Source organism: Thiohalorhabdus sp. Cl-TMA (assembly GCF_041821045.1).
GTDB classification, from domain to species: Bacteria; Pseudomonadota; Gammaproteobacteria; order Thiohalorhabdales; family Thiohalorhabdaceae; genus Thiohalorhabdus; species Thiohalorhabdus methylotropha.
In genome coordinates this window covers 211212-227108 of sequence record NZ_JBGUAW010000004.1, presented here as the reverse complement: position 1 = coordinate 227108, position 15897 = coordinate 211212, and the positions used below count along the sequence as shown (strand labels likewise).

General features: G+C 69.2%; 17 protein-coding genes. 11 read left to right on the top strand and 6 right to left on the bottom strand.

Annotated elements, in window-relative coordinates:
• Positions 1–116 precede the first annotated feature (116 nt).
• Both ACERLL_RS07230 and ACERLL_RS07225 read left to right on the top strand, forming a co-directional pair.
• Positions 117–1745 (top strand): NAD+ synthase, encoded by a 1629-nt coding sequence (locus ACERLL_RS07230; RefSeq protein ID WP_373655398.1) that lies wholly within the window; start codon positions 117–119, stop codon positions 1743–1745.
• A gap of 204 nt (positions 1746–1949) precedes the next feature.
• Complete coding sequence (locus ACERLL_RS07225; RefSeq protein ID WP_373655397.1) at positions 1950–2288, top strand: P-II family nitrogen regulator; 339 nt, start codon at positions 1950–1952, stop codon at positions 2286–2288.
• 272 nt (positions 2289–2560) lie between these two features.
• Here ACERLL_RS07225 and ACERLL_RS07220 read toward each other — a convergent pair whose 3' ends face one another.
• Together ACERLL_RS07220 and ACERLL_RS07215 are read right to left on the bottom strand one after the other, a co-directional pair.
• Positions 2561–3079 (bottom strand): nitroreductase family protein, encoded by a 519-nt coding sequence (locus ACERLL_RS07220; protein ID WP_373655396.1) that lies wholly within the window; start codon positions 3077–3079, stop codon positions 2561–2563.
• Between the two features lie 36 nt (positions 3080–3115).
• Positions 3116–3886: an outer membrane protein assembly factor BamD gene (locus tag ACERLL_RS07215; RefSeq protein WP_373655395.1), complete on the bottom strand. Its 771-nt coding sequence runs from the start codon at positions 3884–3886 to the stop codon at positions 3116–3118.
• A 76-nt stretch (positions 3887–3962) separates the two neighbouring features.
• On the opposite strand from ACERLL_RS07215, the gene ACERLL_RS07210 reads away from it, so the two are divergent.
• The 8 genes from ACERLL_RS07210 (at position 3963) to ACERLL_RS07175 (ending at position 11072) form a co-directional block, all read left to right on the top strand.
• Entirely contained in the window at positions 3963–4952 is a 990-nt protein-coding gene (locus tag ACERLL_RS07210) for an RluA family pseudouridine synthase (protein WP_373655394.1), read from the top strand.
• Complete coding sequence (gene pgeF, locus ACERLL_RS07205) at positions 4949–5701, top strand: peptidoglycan editing factor PgeF (RefSeq protein ID WP_373655393.1); 753 nt, start codon at positions 4949–4951, stop codon at positions 5699–5701. The genes ACERLL_RS07210 and pgeF overlap by 4 nt, the downstream gene beginning before the upstream one ends.
• A 212-nt stretch (positions 5702–5913) precedes the next feature.
• The gene (crcB, locus tag ACERLL_RS07200; RefSeq protein WP_373655392.1) at positions 5914–6288 is read left to right on the top strand and encodes a fluoride efflux transporter CrcB; all 375 of its coding nucleotides are present in this window, start codon (positions 5914–5916) and stop codon (positions 6286–6288) included.
• Complete coding sequence (locus tag ACERLL_RS07195) at positions 6285–6590, top strand: DUF190 domain-containing protein (protein WP_373655391.1); 306 nt, start codon at positions 6285–6287, stop codon at positions 6588–6590. The genes crcB and ACERLL_RS07195 overlap by 4 nt, the downstream gene beginning before the upstream one ends.
• Positions 6591–6896: 306 nt before the next feature.
• Complete coding sequence (locus ACERLL_RS07190) at positions 6897–8558, top strand: COG3014 family protein (RefSeq protein ID WP_373655390.1); 1662 nt, start codon at positions 6897–6899, stop codon at positions 8556–8558.
• A gap of 20 nt (positions 8559–8578) precedes the next feature.
• On the top strand, positions 8579–9196 hold the full coding sequence (locus tag ACERLL_RS07185; protein WP_373655389.1) for a penicillin-binding protein activator LpoB: 618 nt from the start codon (positions 8579–8581) through the stop codon (positions 9194–9196).
• Positions 9197–9334: 138 nt separating this feature from the next.
• Entirely contained in the window at positions 9335–10402 is a 1068-nt protein-coding gene (locus tag ACERLL_RS07180; protein WP_373655388.1) for a hypothetical protein, read from the top strand.
• 40 nt (positions 10403–10442) lie between these two features.
• A complete protein-coding gene (locus ACERLL_RS07175; RefSeq protein ID WP_373655387.1) occupies positions 10443–11072 on the top strand; it encodes a FecR family protein in 630 nt (209 codons plus the stop codon).
• Between the two features lie 273 nt (positions 11073–11345).
• On the opposite strand, the gene ACERLL_RS07170 is transcribed toward ACERLL_RS07175, so the two are convergent.
• Together ACERLL_RS07170 and ACERLL_RS07165 are read right to left on the bottom strand one after the other, a co-directional pair.
• On the bottom strand, positions 11346–12014 hold the full coding sequence (locus tag ACERLL_RS07170; RefSeq protein ID WP_373655386.1) for a class I SAM-dependent methyltransferase: 669 nt from the start codon (positions 12012–12014) through the stop codon (positions 11346–11348).
• A gap of 91 nt (positions 12015–12105) precedes the next feature.
• Positions 12106–12270, bottom strand: a complete 165-nt coding sequence (locus tag ACERLL_RS07165; protein WP_373655385.1) for a hypothetical protein — start codon at positions 12268–12270, stop codon at positions 12106–12108.
• Positions 12271–12426: 156 nt separating this feature from the next.
• On the opposite strand from ACERLL_RS07165, the gene ACERLL_RS07160 reads away from it, so the two are divergent.
• Positions 12427–13047 carry a hypothetical protein gene (locus ACERLL_RS07160; protein WP_373655384.1) on the top strand — a complete coding sequence of 207 codons (621 nt, stop codon included), beginning with the start codon at positions 12427–12429 and terminating at the stop codon, positions 13045–13047.
• Between the two features lie 231 nt (positions 13048–13278).
• Here ACERLL_RS07160 and ACERLL_RS07155 read toward each other — a convergent pair whose 3' ends face one another.
• Positions 13279–13473: a hypothetical protein gene (locus tag ACERLL_RS07155; protein ID WP_373655383.1), complete on the bottom strand. Its 195-nt coding sequence runs from the start codon at positions 13471–13473 to the stop codon at positions 13279–13281.
• Between the two features lie 104 nt (positions 13474–13577).
• Entirely contained in the window at positions 13578–15866 is a 2289-nt protein-coding gene (locus tag ACERLL_RS07150) for a GspE/PulE family protein (protein ID WP_373655382.1), read from the bottom strand.
• Positions 15867–15897: the final 31 nt, after the last annotated feature.

The following is a 15897-nucleotide window of genomic DNA, read 5'->3' as shown; positions in this document are numbered from 1 at the left end:
GCGCGAATCGCCGCGGAGGGCGGTCGCCGGCCGCGGCATTTCCCTGAGCGGCTTCCCCGGATGGCGGCGAGGCCGCCGCTCCCGCATCTGATCCTGTCCTCTGAACGGAGCTGCTTGTGACCGACCGTCCCCTGCGCATCGCCCTGGCCCAGATCGATCCCGTGGTGGGCGATCTGGAAGGGAACGTGAACCGCATCCTGGGTGCCTTGGAGGGTGCCCGGGAGGCGGGAGTGGACCTGGTGGTGACCCCGGAGCTGGCCCTCACGGGGTATCCGCCGCAGGACCTGCTCCTGCACCGCCAGTTCGTGGAGGATTGCGAGAGCGCCATGGGCCGGCTGGTGCAGCAGGTGCAGGACGTGGACCTGGTGGTGGGCCATCCCGAAGTCGCCGCGGAAGGCCTGTACAACGCCGCCAGCTGGGTGCGGGCTGGGGCGGTGCGGGCGCGCTACCGCAAGCAGCGCCTGCCCAACTACGGCGTCTTCGACGAGAAGCGCTATTTCCTTACCGGCTCCGAGCCCTGCGTGGTGGAGCTGGACGGCGTGCCGGTGGGCGTCACCATCTGCGAGGACGCCTGGGAGACCGACGGTCCCATGACCCGGGCGGTTTCCGCCGGCGCCCGCATCCTGGTGAACCTCAACGCCTCGCCCTACGACTACACCAAGCTGCACAAGCGGGAGCAGGAGATCGGCCACCGCGCCCGCGAGACGGGGGTGCCCGTCGCCTACGTGAACATGGTGGGCGGCCAGGACGAGCTGGTGTTCGACGGCGCCTCCTTCGCCGTGGATGCCGGGGGCTACGTGGTGGATCGGGCGCCGGCCTTCGAGACGGTGCTCCAGGTCACGGAGTGGGAGCGCGCGGGGGACGCCCTGCTGACCGCCGGTCGGGAGGTGCTGGCCTCGGAAAGCCAGGAGGAGGGTATCTACGGCGCCCTGACCACCGGCATCCGGGATTACGTGGAGAAGAACGGCTTCCCCGGCGTGGTGGTGGGGCTGTCCGGCGGCATCGACTCCGCCCTGACCCTGTGCCTGGCGGTGGATGCCCTGGGGCCGGACCGGGTGGAAGCGGTGTTCATGCCCTCCCGCTATACCTCGGATATGTCCGGCGAGGATTCGCGCGACCTGGCGGCCAACCTCGGCGTGGCCCTCCACGAGCTTTCCATCGACCACATCCACCAGGCCTTCCTGGACGGCCTGCGCGGGGAGCTCGGCTCCGACCCGCACGGCGTCGCCGCGGAGAACATCCAGGCGCGCGCCCGCGGCATCCTGCTCATGGCCATCTCCAACGAGCGCAACCTCATGGTGCTCGCCACGGGTAACAAGAGCGAGATGTCCATGGGCTACGCCACCCTGTACGGGGACATGGTGGGCGGATTCTCGGCGCTCAAGGACGTGCCCAAGACCGTGGTGTACCGGCTGGCGGAGCTGGTGAACCGCGACGTGGAGATCCTGCCCCGGCGCATCATCGACCGGCCGCCCTCGGCCGAGCTGGCCCCGGACCAGAAGGACTCCGACACCCTGCCGCCCTACGAGGTGCTCGACGCCATCCTGTTCGCCTACGTGGAGGAGGATCTGGCCCCCGAGACCATCGCCGCACGCGGCCACGATCCGGCGCTGGTCCGCCAGGTGCTGAACCGGGTGGAGAACAACGAGTACAAGCGGCGCCAGGCCCCGCCGGGGGTGCGCATCAGTCCGCGCGGCTTCGGAACCGATCGGCGCTATCCGATCACGAACAAGTATAGGTTCTAGAGGATAGGAACGGCGGAAAAACGCCAAGGCGCCAAGACACCGAGAAGGTCAGGGAAGGCCCGGACCTCTCCGAATGGGGGGCGGGTTGGTGAAGGTGCTTCCCGGGCCCCGGAATGGCCGGACCAATGGAAGTGTTTTAATCGTATTCCTGGCTTCTTGGCGCCTTGGCGTTTTCTTTAACGCTTTTCTAGAAGGGATCTATCCATGAAGAAGATCGAGGCGATCATCAAGCCGTTCAAGCTCGACGACGTCCGCGAGGCGCTGTCGGAGATGGGCATCGCCGGGCTGACGGTGACCGAGGTGAAGGGCTTCGGCCGCCAGAAGGGCCACACCGAGCTCTACCGGGGTGCGGAGTACGTGGTGGATTTCCTGCCCAAGGTGAAGATCGAGGTGGTGCTTTCCGAGGACATGGTGGACCGGGCTATCGAGGCCATCATGGAGTCGGCCCGCAGCGGCAAGATCGGCGACGGCAAGATCTTCGTCACGCCGGTGGAGCGCATCGTGCGCATCCGCACCGGCGAGGAGAACGACAACGCCATCTGAGGCGGCGGAATCCGGCTCCGCGCCCTCCGGTCCGCGTTACTGACCAGAGGGAATGGTGCCGGCGGGCCCCGCCGGAACGGAGCCCGAAGAAGCGGATGGTTCCCGCAAGGCTGGATGATGCCTGGGGCTTCCGTGGGAGCGGCCTCCGGCCGCGACGATCCGGAAACGCACGGCCGGCAACCGCTTTTACCGGAGACCTGCGACCGCCGGGCGGGGGACGGAAACAAGCCTCCCCGTTCGCTCCCCGGTTGGAAATGGCGTCCGGCCGGCTCCTAGCGGTAGGAGACCAGCTCGTTCAGCTTGCGGCGCGGCGTGGGCTCCGGGATTTCGGCGGGATAACCGAGCGCCAGCACCGCCACGGGATGGAGATGGTCGGGAATCTCCAGGATCTCCCGCAGCGTCTCCTCCACGAAGCCCCCGGCCCAGGCCGATCCCAGCCCCTCGGCCACGGCCGCCAGCTGGATGTAGGTGGCGGCGATGGTGGCGTCCTGCAGGGCGAAGAGGTCCCGGCCCCGCTCGCCGAATTGGGTGGCGGAAAGCTCGGGGTCGGAGCAGACCACGATGTTGACCGGGGCCTTGGCCAGGAAGTCTTCCCCGGAATGTTCGGCGATGCGCTGCCGCAGCCCGGCGTCCTGGACCACCACCAGGTGGTAGGCCTGCTTGTCGCCGGCGGACGGCCCGGCCAGGGCCATTTCCAGAACGCCGTGCAGGGCCGCGGGCTCGATGGTGACGTCGCTCTGGTAGCGACGGATGCTGTGACGGTGGCGGACGGTCTGGAAGAAGTCCCACATGGTGTCGGGCGTCTCCTCGTTGGCCCCGCAGGGCGCTCAGTTGTCGTTGGCGCTTTCGCCGAATCGGTCGCTCACCGCGGAGCGGGCCCCGGACAGATAGCTGCTGTCCGGGTAGTTCTCCGACAGGATGGCGAGAGTGTCCCGAGCCAGGTCCTCGAGGCGCAGCTCAGCGTAGCTGCGCGTCAGCAGGGCCAGGGCCGGCTCCACGGAGGGGGTGCCCGGATGCTCGGTGAGGATGGTCTGGGTGCGGTTGGCCACGGCCAGGAAGGCCTCGCGGTCCATGTAGAATCGGGCCACGTGCAGCTCGTGGGCGGCCAGGATCTCGTCCACCTTGCGGAGGCGGGCGTGGGCGTCGGGCACGTACTCCGATTCCGGATGCTGGCGGATCAGCTGGGAGAGCGCCTCCAGGGCCTTGCGCGCCGGCTCCGGATCGCGGTCCGACTTGCCGATCTTCTGGTACTGGGCGATGCCCTTGAGGTAAAGGGCGTAGTCCACGTGTGGATTGCTGGGGTGCAGGCGGATGAAGCGCTCCGCGGCGTTCACCGCCGCCAGCGAGTCGCCCTTTAGGTAATAGGCGTAGGCCGTCATGATCTGCGCCTGGATGGCCCGCCGGCTGTAGGGGTACAGGGACTCCAGGCGCTGGTAATTGTCGATGGCCTGGGAGTAGAGCCTCTGCTCCATGGCCTCCCGGGCCTTGGCCAGGATCTCCTCCGGGGAATCCCCTTCGGCGACTTCCAGGGTGTTACAGCCGGCCGCCAGCAGGAGGGCGGCGAGGAGGGCGGCCAGATTTCGCGTGAGTCGGCGCATGACGAGCTCGTGCAACCTCCAGGGAAAGACGCCGCCGGCAAGCGGCGAAAGCGGCCAGTTTACGAGAATCCTGCCCATGGAAAAAGTGGACGTCCCGGAAAACCTCGACGAAACCGCCCCTTCTCCGCACCGCATCCAGCTCCCCCGGGAGTGGCGGGGCGAGCGCCTGGACCGCGCCCTGACCCGGCTGTTCGGCGGCCATTCCCGCGCCGAGATCCAGGAGTGGCTGGCGGCGGGCCGCGTGGTGCTGGAGGGCCGCCGCCCCGCCGCCAAGACCAGGGTGGCGGGCGGCGAGTGGGTGGTGGTCGATCCCCCCGCCGCGGAGGACCGCGACGAGGCCTGGGTGGCCCGTCCGGTCCCCCTGGACGTGGTCCACGCCGACGAGCACCTGATCGTCCTGGCCAAGGACCCCGGGCGGGTGGTTCACCCCGCGGCGGGGCACATGGAGGACACCCTGGTCAACGGCCTGCTGTACCGCTTTCCGGAGCTGGCCGGGGTGGAGCGGGCGGGCATCGTCCACCGCCTGGACCGCGACACCTCCGGGCTGCTGGTGGTGGCGCGTACGCCTCATGCCCGGGAGCGCCTGGTGGCACAGTTCAAGGAGCACGCCGTGGACCGCCGCTATCTGGCGGTGGTGCAGGGGGAGATCACCAGCGGCGGCCACGTGGAGGCCCCGATAGGCCGCCATCCCCGCCACCGCACCAAATTCGCCGTGGTGGAAGCGGGCAAGCACGCGCTCACCCATTACCGTGTCGAGCGGCGCTATGCCGGCGCCACGCGCATCGAGGCACGCCTGGAGACCGGCCGTACCCACCAGGTCCGGGTGCACATGGCGCACATCGGCCATCCGGTGCTCGGCGACCCCCTGTACGGCGGCAAGCGCCGGTTCCCGGGCGGGCTCGACGAGGCGGGGCGGGCCTTCGTGGGCGGATTCTCGCGGCAGGCCCTGCATGCCGGCCGCCTCACCCTCAGCCACCCCGTCACCGGCCAGCAGCTGACCTGGGAGCAGCCGCCCCCGGCGGATATGGCACGGCTGCTGGCCATCCTGGAGGACAGCGCAACATGACCGCCGTATCCGGATTCGAGCCCCACTGGACCGCGCCGCCCAATGTCCGCACCTTCGTCACCACGCGGACCGGCGGGGTTAGCGCGCCGCCCTTCGAATCCTTCAATCTGGCGCTTCACGTGGGCGACGATGCGGAGGCGGTGGCGGAGAACCGACGCCGTCTCCGGGAAGGGCTGTGCTTGCCCGCGGAGCCCGCCTGGACGGCGCAGGTCCATGGTACCCGCTGCACCCGCGCCGAGCCGGAAGGCGCCGCCGACGCGGAGGCCGACGCGGCGGTGGTGGAGGGCCCCGGCGCGGTGGGGGTGGTGCTCACCGCCGACTGCCTGCCGGTGGTGCTGGCTAGGGCCGACGGCGCCGCCGCGGCGGTGGCCCATGCCGGCTGGCGCGGTCTCGCCGCCGGAGTGGTGGACGAGGCGGTGCGCGCGCTGGGGAGCCCGGAGCGGATCCACGCCTATCTCGGCCCGGCCATCGGTCCGGACGCCTTCGAGGTGGGCGCGGAGGTGCGCGAGGCCTTCCTGGCCGGCGCGGACGAGGACCGCCGCGCTTTCCACGCCCGGAACGACCGCTGGCTCGCCAACCTCTACATCCTGGCCAGCCAGCGGCTCAAGCGCCTCGGCGTCCCGCCGCACTGTATCTCCGGCGGCGGATTCTGTACCTTCTCGGACGGGGACCGCTTCTTCAGCCACCGCCGGGATGGACAGACCGGCCGCATGGCCACCCTGGTCTGGCTGGAGGAGGGCGGGGCCTGAGATGTCGCGGCCGGGAGGCCCCTCCCACAGGGCTCCCTTGCCACCCGGCCCCTAGTGGGAGCGGCTGCCACGACAAAACCTCCAGCCGCCACCCGCAAGGGGTGCCGGGCCTTTGTGAGAGCGGCCTCCGGCCGCGACGGGCGCCGGCTTCCTCCCGGCGAGGGACGTCCGCCGCGCCCGGCGCATCGGAAACCGCGATACAGGAACGCCTCTTGACCCACTCCCTCGCCATCGCCGCCGGCGGCGCCGTCGGCGCCCTGCTCCGCTACTGGGTGGCAGCGGGCATGCACGGCCTGCTGGGCACCGGCTTCCCCTACGGCACCCTCGCCGTGAACGCGCTCGGCAGCCTGCTCATGGGCTTCCTCTCCGTGGTGCTGCTGGACCGCGCCGGGATGGGCCCCGAGGTCCGGGCGGCGGTGCTGGTGGGGCTGCTCGGCGCCTTCACCACCTTCTCCACCTTCTCCATGGAGACCCTGAACCTCCTGGAGGGCGGCTCCCGTCTGAAGGCGGCGGGGAACCTGGCCGCCAACCTGGCCCTCTGCCTGCTCGCCGTCTGGATCGGTGTCTCCGCGGGGCGCAAGCTATGACCCATACCGATGTCACCATGGTCCGCATCTACCTGACCGAGGGCGACCGCCTCCTCGACCGCCTGCTGGAGCACCTCCACGACCGCGAGCAGGTCATGGGCGTGACCGTCTTCCGCGGCACCGCCGGCTTCGGGCGGTCGGGGAAGGTCCACGGCCAGTCCCTGGTGGACATCGCCTTCGATCTGCCCCTGGTGGTGGAGTTCTTCGACGCCCCGGAGCGCGTGGAGGCGGTGCTCGACCACATCGGCGGCTGGTTCGGTCCGGGCCACATCGTCCAGTGGTCCGCCCGGGTTAACGCCTGAGCTACTTCCCCGCAAGCCCTTCCGCTCCCGTTCCGTGTGCGGTGCGTCACTCCCGCGTCCTCGGCGCCACGGGAAGCTATTGCGCATCCATAAGAGAATTGTCAGTATTCTTGCCGGGGATGCCGGACAATCCCGCCCTGGCCCGGGGAATTGCGAAATTTCGGGACAGACAGGCGGGGCCACCGGCCAAAAAGGGGGCACATCGGTCTGAACACGGGGAACACCATGACGGCACGGGCGCTCCGTCTGGGGTTGGCATGGGCGGCCATGACACTGCTGGCTGGCTGTGCGACCTACGGAGAGGGAATGAACAAGGCCCTGGTCCAGGTTGAGCAGGGCAAGTACGAGAAAGCCGACAAGAGCGTACAGAAGAGCCTCGATCCCACCGGAGACGACCAGCTCCTCTACCACCTGGAGCTCGGCACCATCCACCACCTGGCGGGCAGCTACGAGAAGAGCAACAAGCACCTGGAGCAGGCCCACGACCTGGCGGACAGTCTGCGCTCCAAGCAGGCCGAGGACTATCTGGCCGCCGCCATGGTCAGCCCCCGCGAAATGACCTACATGGGCAGCGATGTGGAGCGCGTCTACATCAGCTACTACAAGGCCCTCAACTACCTGATGCTCGCCCAGCAGGCGAAGCAGGAGCGGGTCCGGGACGAGCACCTGGAGAAGGCCGGGGTGGAGGTCCGGCGCCTGGATAACACCCTGTCCACCATCTCCTTCGACAAGGGCAACTACAAGGACGTCAAGGACAAGGAGGAGAAGACCTTCACCAAGCTCCTCGATCTCTTCCAGAAGTTCCAGGGCAACTGGCTGGACGAGGAGTGGCTGGTCTTCCGCGAGGACGCCTACGCCCGCTACCTGGCCGGGGTGCTGTACGAGAAGCGCGGCAACCTCGACGACGCGCGCATCTCCTACCAGAAGGCCGCCGAGCTGTACGAGGAGGGCTACACCAAGCAGTACCACCTGGGCGGCGGCATGGCGGAGCAGGCCTGGTTCGACGCCATCCGCATGATGCGGCGCAGCGGCGGCTGGGAGGGCGAGTGGCCGCGCCTCGCCGAGGAAAAGCTGTCCGAGTCGCGCCGGGCCCGGCTGGACCGCTACGACGACGAGACCGCCCAGATCCTGGTGATCCAGCACCTGGGCATGGTGCCCCAGCGCAAGGAGCTGAACCTGCGGCTCACGGCCCTTCCCCAGCAGCAGTCGCTGCTGCTGCGGCCGGTGCTCACCGGCGACGGCATGGAGGAGAAGGACCAGCTCAGCTGGTTCTTCCTCCTCTACGGCGACAAGGGGGTGCTGGACCTGCTGAACGGCTACCGGGAGGGCGGCCTCTACGGGGTGGCGCGCAATTTCACCAGCAAGACCGTGCCCCTCGGCCCGGCCTGGGACGTGGCGGAGCAGCTCAAGATTCCCCAGACCCTGGGCAGCACCGGTATCCGGGTTACCGTGCCCTACTACTCGCCGCTCCGAACCGCCGCCAACGGCACCCGGCTGCTGGTGGACGGCGAGGACGCCGGACAGCTCCTGGATGCGGAGTCCCTGGCGCAGCTCACCATGCAGGAGCAGCTTCTCAACGCCAGCAGCGACCTCTACAACGCCCTGGCCCGCGCTACCCTGAAGAACGTGGCCGGGTCCGAGGCGGGCGGCATGGTGAGCTCGGCCCTGGGCGGCGGAGAAGGCCTGGGCAGCCTGGCCGGCAAGCTCCTGGCCTCCGGGAGCAGCGCCGCGGAGACCCGCAACTGGCTGACGCTGCCCTACGGCATCCGGCTCATGCGCGTGGCGGTTGAGCCCGGCAAGCATCACCTGGAGCTGACCACCCTGACTCAGAACGGCAGCAGGATGGCCCGGACCGGCCGTGACTTCGAGCTGGCGCCCGGGGAGGTCCGCGTCTGGGTGCGCCGCACCATCGACCGCACCCAGGAGCGGCCGGACCGCGAATCCGACATGAAAACGGCTTCCAACTGATCCAAGAGGGGATTTCTCAGATGAACAAAGAGCACGCCTATAAAACCGCCGCCGGCCTCCTGATGGCCGCCGTGGTGGCCACTGGCCTGACCGCCTGCGGCGGCACCCAGGTCTCCCGGGTGGGCGCCAACAAGCAGATCGACGTCACCGACAAGTGGAACTCCACCGACTCCAAGCTGGTGGCCAAGCAGATGATCAAGGACATGGTCAGCTTCCCCTGGCTGGAGAAGTGGAACCAGAAGCACGACCGGATGCCGCGGGTGATCATCAAGACCGTCCGCAACAAGTCCCATGAGCACATTCCCACGGACACCTTCATCAACGACCTGAAGCGCGCCATGCTGCGCAACGGCCAGGTGGAGTTCGTGTCCGGCGGCGCCGCCCGGGAGGAGGTCCGCGAGGAGCGCAAGGAGCAGGACATCTACGCCTCCGAGGACACCCGCGCCGAGATGGGCGCCGAGACCGGCGCCGACTTCGCCCTGGCCGGCAGCATCAACTCCACGGTGCAGCAGGCCGACGGCACCCGGGTGACCTTCTACCAGGTGGACCTCAATCTGGTGGACATGACCACCACCCAGGAGGTCTGGTACGGCCAGAAGAAGATCAAGAAGGTCGCCGAGAAGGGTGGCTTCTTCTAGCGCCGGGTGGAATCGGAATCGGCTGAAAACAGGCGGTTGGGGTCCGAGGAGACTCCAACCGTTTTGGTTCGGCGAGGCCGGCGCGGAATGACGCCGCCGGCCGGCAATCCGGGCGGGAGCCCGGAAAAGGGGATTCGCATGCAGGTCAGAACGTTTCTGGGCACGCTGGCGGCGGGCCTGTCGGCCCTGGTCCTGGCGGGCTGTTTCGGCGGTGGTCCCGATGTGGGCGGCTCCGCCTCTTCCGGGGGATCCTCGGAGCTTCCGCAGTGGGTGACCTCCCCGCCGAGCGGCGACGGCTTCGCCTACGGCGTGGGCTCGGCGCGCGTCTACGCGGACCCCGCCTCCGCCCTGACGCAGGCCCAGGACCAGGCCCGGCGCGAGCTGCTCAAGCGCCTGGAGGTGACCGTGTCCGGGGAGACGGTCACCAAGGCCAGCCGCACCACCGCCGACGGCGACAGCAGCATCACCCGCTCGGTGATGGATACCGCCCGCAGCAAGGTCCGCGAGACGGAGCTCACCAACATCAAGGTGGCCGAGACCCACGTAAACCGGTCCGAGGGCATGGCCTACGCCCTGGTGAAGCTCAACCGCAGCCAGGCGGAGCTGAACCTGGCCAGCCGCATCGAGGACCTGGACGCCCGCATCGCCGAGGTGGCCGAGCGCGATAGCGGCGGCGCGCGCCTGGACCGGCTCAAGGCGCTCATGCCGGCGCTGCCCCTGCTGGCGGAGCGTAAGGAGCTCCTGCGCAAGCTGCAGCTTGTGGCCACCATGGACCCCGGGCACCGGCTGCCGGCGGAGTTCCGGGACCTGGAAAGCCGCATCGCGGGCCTGCTGGACTCCCTGGTGGTGGTGCTGCAGCCGCGGGGCGAGAGCACCCGCAAGATGGATTCCACGCTGCGCAAGGCGCTCAGCAACGAGGGGGTCCAGGTGCGGGAAGGCGGCAGCGGCGACCTTACCCTGCGCTACGAGGCTGGCCTGCGAACGGTGAACCGGGACGATCGCACCTTCGTCTTCGCCGACGGCAACGTCACTGTTCTGGACCGCGGCGGAAACGTCATCGACGAGTTCCAGGAGCGGGTCAAGGCCGGCTCCGTGGATGCCGGCGTGGCCTCCGACCGTGCCGTGGGCAAGCTCGCCGAGGGCCTCGGCAAGAAGCTGGGCTCCAGCCTGCTGGAGAGCTTCGAGCGGGCCGCCGGACGCGGCTAGTCCGCCCCGTGCAATCGCGCCGCCCCCAAAGGAAGAGCCCATGAAGCCCGGCATGCTGTGGCGCGCCGCGCTGCTCCTGCTGATGCTGGTTCCCGCCTGGGCCCAGGCAGAGCCCGACGGCGTGGTCCTGCGCACCCAGGGTACCGTCACCCTGGACGGGGAGGACGGCGCGCGAGCCCTCTCCCGGGGGGACGCCGTGAACCGGGGCGCCGCCCTCCGCACCGGCCCCGGGGCGCGCGCCAAGATCCGGATGCGCGACGGCACCGTCCTGACGCTCGGGGCGGATACCGTATTCCGGGTCGAGCGGTACCGTACCGGGCGGGACGGGGAAAAGCCGCCCGAAGGGGTCTTCCGCCTGCTGGAGGGCGTGTTCCGGGCGGTTACCGGGGCCATCACGGACAAGGGCGGCCAGATCCTGATGAAGACCCGGGTCGCCACGGTGGGCGTGCGGGGCACGGACTTCTGGGGCGGCTTCTACTTCTCCGAGGCCCTGGACGTGATCCTGCTGGAGGGGTCCGGGGTGTTCATCCGCAACGGGGCGGGTACCGTGCGGCTGAACCGGCCCAAGGAGATGACCACCGTGCGCGGTCCGGACCGGGCCCCGGAGCGGCCGGCGCTTATCGCCCCCGAGCGCCTCCAGCGGGCCGCGGGCAGCGTCGCCTTCGACTGAGGGCGCCGGCTGACGCCGAATGAAGGAGCACCTCTCGGCCGGGGGTGCTCCTTTTTGTTCCGGCCAGGCCCCGTGGGAGCGGTCTCCGGCCGGGACAATGCTTGCGGGGCCCGAAAGGCGGGGCGAGGCCTCCGGGCTCCAAGGGGACCCTGTCCTTCGGACTTCCCTTCAGTCGCCCTCCGACCTCGCCCCGCCCTTCGGGGAATGCTTTTTACGATTGCACCGCGTCAAGTCGCGGCCGGAGGCCGCCCCCACGGGCGGTCCGGCGGGCTCCTAGCGCTTGACGGCCAGGGTGATGCCGTCGGCCACGGGCAGCATGGCGAAATCAACGCGGTCGTCGGCGGCCACCTTTTCGTTGAAGTGCTTGATGGCGTCGGTGGTGGGGTCGCCCGCCCATTCCGGATCGGCCACCCGGCCGTAGCGGAGCACGTTGTCCACGGCGATCAGGCCGCCCGGCCGCACCAGCTCCAGGCAGTACTCCCAGTAGACCGGGTAGCTCTCCTTGTCGGCGTCGATGAAGGCATAGTCGAAGCTGTTGGAGCGCCCCTCGGTATTCACCAGCGTGTCCATGCTGCGGTCCGCCTCGTCGAGGTACAGGTGCATCTTGTGGCCCACGCCCGCCTCGTCCCAGTAGCGGCGCGCCACGTCCGTCCACTCCGGGCTGCTGTCCAGGGCCACCACCTCGCCGTCCTCCGGCAGGGCGAGGCCCACCGCCAGGGCGCTGTAGCCCGTGAAGACGCCCACCTCCAGGTACCTGCGCACCCCGATAAGCCTGGCCAGCAGCGCCATGAAGTGGCCCTGCTCCGGCGCGATCTGCATGTTGTGCTTGGGGTCCTTCGCCGTTTCCTCGCGCAGCCGGGTGAGGATCTCCGGCTCGGCGGGGTTGTGGGCCAGCAGGTACTCGTGTATCCGGTCATCCAGTCCGAAGGTGCGGTTGGACATTTCCGATCTCCATGAAAAACTTGTATAAACGGAATACCCTACCCGGTAGGGCCTGCTGCGGGGAAGGCCGTTCGGACCGGGCCCCGGACGTTCAGCCCGGGGGTCCGCCGCCGCTTTCGCCGTCACGCCGTTGCTTCTCGCGGCGGGCGGCCTTGGCCGCCTCGATGCGCGCCATGCAGCGCAGCGTGGCCAGGGGGCCCACCGCGACGGCGAGCACTACGGCGGCCAGCAGAAGGAGCCAGAAGGTCTCGCTCATGGTTTCTTGCTCCGGTCCTGGTAATGGCGTTGTCTTGCCGAGCGGCCCGGGCCGGGGAGGCCACCTCTTTGGCGGGCGGGGCAAAGGGTTCATTCTGTGGGGTGAGGGCACCCGGCGGGGGCCTCACCATTCCGACCTTAGCAAGGGGAGCAGCCGATGGACACGTCGTTCCTGCACAAAGCCGCCGACCTCCTGCGCAGCTGGTACGGCGAGCACACCGAGCAGGGTGCCGAAATTCCGGTGCGCACCCGGGTCAGCGACGAGGAGGACGTTCCGGGAGCGGCGCCGGTGGAGCCCCTCTATCCCGATCAGGTGGAGACCATCGCCCAGACCCTCGACCAGCGGCTCGAATCCATGGCCCAGGGTCGGCTCTACGCCTACCAGGGGGAGCCGCCCGAGGAGCTGGGCAATGCCCTCAACCTGGATGCCGGCCTGATTCTCATCGCCCTGGACGAGACCCTGAACAGCGGCGAGTCCGGCGTTGACCACCTGCGCGACATCATGGAGCAGTGGGGGCGGCTGCGCGGCGAAGCCCTGCCGGAGCAGGAGCTGGAGGACTTCCTGGGCATGGCCACCGAATACCTGTCGGCCTGGAAGGATTTCCCCGACCAGGAGGTCTTCCCCTTCGTCCTGGCCATCGGCGCCACGGACACCTACATGCTCGCCGAGGGCGAGGAAAGCCCGGAGCCCGAGCACGTTGCGCGGGTGGCGGCGGCCATGCTGGACGACGCGGCGCGCTTCTACGCCGACGTCAGCCGGATCGTGGGCGTGCGCTAGGGGCCGCTCGGCGGCGGCCCCGTGGGGGGTAGCCGGTGGCCGCGACCGTGCTGGTGGGGCCCGGAAAGAGCCGTGCTCGAAGGCGGGGCGGGGTCGGAGGGCGACTGAAGGGATGTCCGAAGGACAGGGTCCCCTTGGAGCCCGGAGGCCTCGTCCCGCCTTCGGGCCCCACCGGCATCCTGTCGCGGCCGGAGGCCGCTACCACAAAGGCGCTTCCGTACCTAGCGCGCCTCAGCGCTCCGGGCTGATCCGCTCCTCCTCCACCTCGTAGGGATAGCCCAGCCAGTCGGGGAAGTTACACACCGCCTGCCGATATTCCGCGCACTCGTCGCAGTCCGCCTGGGCGGCGCCGGGAGTGTGCGCCTGCAGCTCGCGGCAGGCCTCCAGTCGCTCCGTGATGCTCATCTCCAGGACGTTCGGTCGCATTGCCGGCCTCCCCTCGGGTATGTCCCGCATGGGCTTACCCTGTATTGGACAACGGGGGCGGCGCTCCGCTCCCGGAAAGCCGTTGTCCCCCGGGAAGGCCGCGGCTATTCGGCGGTGACCTTGCGGAGCTGCGTGAAGTCGGCCTGACCGGCCAGCACCTTGGCGATGCCGTCCTGCATGAGGGTCCGCATGCCCTGCTGCATGGCCAGGTCGCGGATCTCCGCCACCGGGGCGGAGCGGGCGATGGTCTTCTGCATGTCGGGCGAGCTCACCAGCAGCTCGTGGATGCCGGTCCGGCCCTTGTAGCCGGTGTTGCCGCACTTGGAGCAGCCCACCGCGCGGTAGAGCGTGATCTCCTCGCGCTTCAGACCCAGCTCCTCGAAGGCCTCGTCGCCGTAGGCGTGGGAGAGATTGGCGTACTCCTTCTCGTCCGGCGTGTAGGGCTCCTTGCACTCGCCGCACAGGGTGCGCATGAGCCGCTGGGCCAGCACCCCGAGCAGGGAGTCGGCGAAGTTCATGGGGTCCAGCTCCAGGTCCAGGAGCCGCGTGATGGTCTCCGGGGCGGAGTTGGTGTGCAGGGTGGAGAACACCATGTGGCCGGTGAGCGAGGCCTCCACCGCGCTCTCCGCGGTCTCTTTGTCGCGCACCTCGCCGATGAGGATGACGTCGGGGTCGGCGCGCAGGAAGGAGCGCAGGGCGGCCGCGAAGTCGAAGCCGATCTTGGGCTGCACCTGCACCTGCTGCAGGCCCTTCTGCGTGATCTCCACCGGGTCCTCGGCGGTCCAGATCTTGCGCTCGGGCGTGTTCAGCTCGCCGAGCACGCCGTGGAGCGTGGTGGTCTTGCCGGAGCCGGTGGGGCCCACCACCAGGAACAGCCCGTGCGGATGGGAGATCAGCTCCTGGATGTGCTCGTGGTTCCAGGGCTGGAAGTTCAGCTTGTCGAAGGGCAGGGCGCCGCCCGAGGCCAGCAGCCGCATCACGGCGCTCTCGCCGTTCACGGTGGGCACGGTGGCCACACGCAGCTCCAGGGGCTGGCCCTGGAGCTTCACGGAGATCTTGCCGTCCTGCGGCTTGCGCCGCTCGGCGATGTCCAGGCGCGACATGATCTTGATGCGGGCCAGCACCGCTTGGATGTGGCTGGCCGGGATGTTGAGCACCGTGCGGCAGACCCCGTCCACGCGCATGCGCACCGCCGCCGGGTCGTTGCCCTTGCCCGGCTCGATGTGGATGTCGCTGGCGCCGAGCTGGTGGGCGTCGACGATGAGCCGGTTCACCACCTGGACCACGGTGGGCTCGTTCTCGTCCACCAGCCCCTCGTCGCCCGCCTCGTCCAGGTCGTCCTCCACGTCCCCTTCGGCGAGTCGGCCGACCAGAGCCTCCAGGTTGTGGTCGGGCCCCTTGGTCTCCACCTTGGCGCCCAGGTAGCGGAGGATCTCGTCGGGGAGGCTGACGCGGATGTCGAAGTTGTAGCCGGAGAGGAAGGACTGCAGCTCCAGGATGCGGTTGGTGTCGTTGGGGTTGTCCAGGAGCAGCGTGACGGTGCTGCCCTCCACCGCCACCGGCGCGATGAGGTTGTTGCGCAGGTAGCTCCGCTTGAACCGGCCGAGCAGCTCCTCGGGGGGCTCGATGTCCGGGTCGTAGGGCATGTAGGGCACCTGGTAGTAGTGCTCCAGGGATTCCCCCACCACCGCCGGCGGCAGCTCTTCCTCCTCCAGCAGCAGCTGCACCACCGGGCTCTTGCGGTTGGCCGCCTCCTGCTGGATCTCCTGCAGGCGCTCCTGGGTGATGTGGCGGCGGCTCACCAGGTGGTCGAAGGGCCCGCGGGTGCCGCGGAAATCGTAGCGGTACTTCTGGCCGATGATGCGCGCCAGGTCCTGACAGCGGCCCAGGTCGGTCTTGTTGAAGCTGCCGCCGCCCTGGCGGTTGAGGATCTGCAGCACGCCGAGCAGCACGTCGCCGTGGATGATGGGCACCACCACCATGGAGCGGGTACGGAAGCCGGTGCGCGCGTCCACGCTGGCGTCGAAGCCCAGCTCCTCGTGGACGGCCTTGAGCTCGTCGGCGTCGTAGACGTCGCTGATGAGCAGCGGGCTCTTGGTGAGGGCCACGTAGCCGGCCACCGAGCTGGGTCCCACCGGAACGCGGATCTCCTGCACCTCGTCCCCGGTCTTGAAGCGCGAGACGATCTCGCGGTTGTGCCGGCCGCGCTGGTAGACCGTCATGCGCTCCGCCCGCAGCAGGGCCAGCATCTCCTCCTGCAAGTGCGGCAGGGCCTCGTCGAAGCTGCTGGCGTCGTGGATCTGCCGGAAGATGGCGTTCAGCCGCCGCTCGTACTCCTGCTTGTTGGCGGGCGCCTGGGCCGGCGCGGATTCCTTCTGGGTGGAGGCAGCCATGGACGTCCTCGGTAATGTCCGCAGGGAAACT

Coding starts and splice junctions, on each gene's coding strand:
- pgeF (WP_373655393.1), top strand. CDS start 4,949: ATGACCGCCGTATCCGGATTCGAGCCCCACTGGACCGCGCCGCCCAAT.
- ACERLL_RS07215 (WP_373655395.1), bottom strand. CDS start 3,886: ATGCGCCGACTCACGCGAAATCTGGCCGCCCTCCTCGCCGCCCTCCTG.
- ACERLL_RS07150 (WP_373655382.1), bottom strand. CDS start 15,866: ATGGCTGCCTCCACCCAGAAGGAATCCGCGCCGGCCCAGGCGCCCGCC.
- ACERLL_RS07180 (WP_373655388.1), top strand. CDS start 9,335: ATGCAGGTCAGAACGTTTCTGGGCACGCTGGCGGCGGGCCTGTCGGCC.
- ACERLL_RS07165 (WP_373655385.1), bottom strand. CDS start 12,270: ATGAGCGAGACCTTCTGGCTCCTTCTGCTGGCCGCCGTAGTGCTCGCC.
- ACERLL_RS07190 (WP_373655390.1), top strand. CDS start 6,897: ATGAACAAGGCCCTGGTCCAGGTTGAGCAGGGCAAGTACGAGAAAGCC.
- ACERLL_RS07225 (WP_373655397.1), top strand. CDS start 1,950: ATGAAGAAGATCGAGGCGATCATCAAGCCGTTCAAGCTCGACGACGTC.
- ACERLL_RS07185 (WP_373655389.1), top strand. CDS start 8,579: ATGAACAAAGAGCACGCCTATAAAACCGCCGCCGGCCTCCTGATGGCC.
- ACERLL_RS07160 (WP_373655384.1), top strand. CDS start 12,427: ATGGACACGTCGTTCCTGCACAAAGCCGCCGACCTCCTGCGCAGCTGG.
- ACERLL_RS07195 (WP_373655391.1), top strand. CDS start 6,285: ATGACCCATACCGATGTCACCATGGTCCGCATCTACCTGACCGAGGGC.
- ACERLL_RS07220 (WP_373655396.1), bottom strand. CDS start 3,079: ATGTGGGACTTCTTCCAGACCGTCCGCCACCGTCACAGCATCCGTCGC.
- ACERLL_RS07170 (WP_373655386.1), bottom strand. CDS start 12,014: ATGTCCAACCGCACCTTCGGACTGGATGACCGGATACACGAGTACCTG.
- ACERLL_RS07175 (WP_373655387.1), top strand. CDS start 10,443: ATGAAGCCCGGCATGCTGTGGCGCGCCGCGCTGCTCCTGCTGATGCTG.
- ACERLL_RS07155 (WP_373655383.1), bottom strand. CDS start 13,473: ATGCGACCGAACGTCCTGGAGATGAGCATCACGGAGCGACTGGAGGCC.
- ACERLL_RS07210 (WP_373655394.1), top strand. CDS start 3,963: ATGGAAAAAGTGGACGTCCCGGAAAACCTCGACGAAACCGCCCCTTCT.